The following is a 740-nucleotide window of genomic DNA, read 5'->3' as shown; positions in this document are numbered from 1 at the left end:
GCCGCCGGCCGACTCGGGCACCGCGATGGAGGCGACGCCCATCTCCTCGACGGCGGCCCAGACCTCCGCGAAGCGGGCGCCGGTGTCACCCTCGGCGGCGCGGACGGCCTCCACCGGGCCGAGGCTGGCCGCCCACTTGCGCAGGCTGTCGGCGAGCTCGACCTGGTCGTCGCTGATACCGAGGGACATGGCACTCCTGGAGTCACGGGGAGAACACGAAACTAGAACGCGTTCTAACTCTACTAGAGTGAGCGGGTGACCGACACCATGCCGCCCGACCTGCTGGAGCACGCGCGCAACGCCAAGGGCTTCATGCCCGAGGACGAGGGTGCGCTCCTGCACCGCATCGCCCTCGAGCGACTGCCCCACGGCCCCGGGCTCGAGGTCGGCACCTACTGCGGGAAGTCGGCGATCTACGTCGGCGCCGCCGCGCAGCAGGTCAGCGCGGAGACCGGGCGCACGGCGGTCGTGTTCACCGTCGACCACCACCGCGGCTCGGAGGAGAACCAGGCCGGCTGGGAGCACCACGACCCCACGGTCGTGGACCCCGAGATCGGCCTCATGGACACGCTGGGCCAGTTCCGCAAGAACATCGCCCGCGCCGGCCTCGAGGACCACGTGGTCGCCGTCGTCGGCCAGTCCACGACCGTGTCGGCGCACTGGCGCACGCCGCTGTCGCTGCTCTTCATCGACGGCGGGCACGGCGAGCAGCCGGCGCGCGACGACTTCAACGGCTGGGC

At 71.8% G+C, this 740-nt stretch carries 2 protein-coding genes; one reads left to right on the top strand and one right to left on the bottom strand.

What is annotated here, in order from left to right; genetic code table 11:
* Positions 1 to 189 (bottom strand): acyl-CoA dehydrogenase family protein (locus tag L615_RS12200; protein WP_145725230.1); only part of this gene is annotated, 189 nt, incomplete at its 3' end.
* 66 nt (positions 190 to 255) lie between these two features.
* Between L615_RS12200 and L615_RS12195 the strand changes: the two genes are divergently transcribed.
* The coding region (locus tag L615_RS12195; protein ID WP_261376666.1) for a class I SAM-dependent methyltransferase at positions 256 to 740 on the top strand (485 nt) is incomplete at its 3' end.

The sequence above is a fragment of the Nocardioides sp. J9 genome (assembly GCF_007829375.1).
Taxonomy (GTDB): domain Bacteria; phylum Actinomycetota; class Actinomycetes; order Propionibacteriales; family Nocardioidaceae; genus Nocardioides.
The sequence above is the reverse complement of the archived record's forward strand: the minus strand, read 5'-3'. Positions and strand labels throughout refer to the sequence as shown.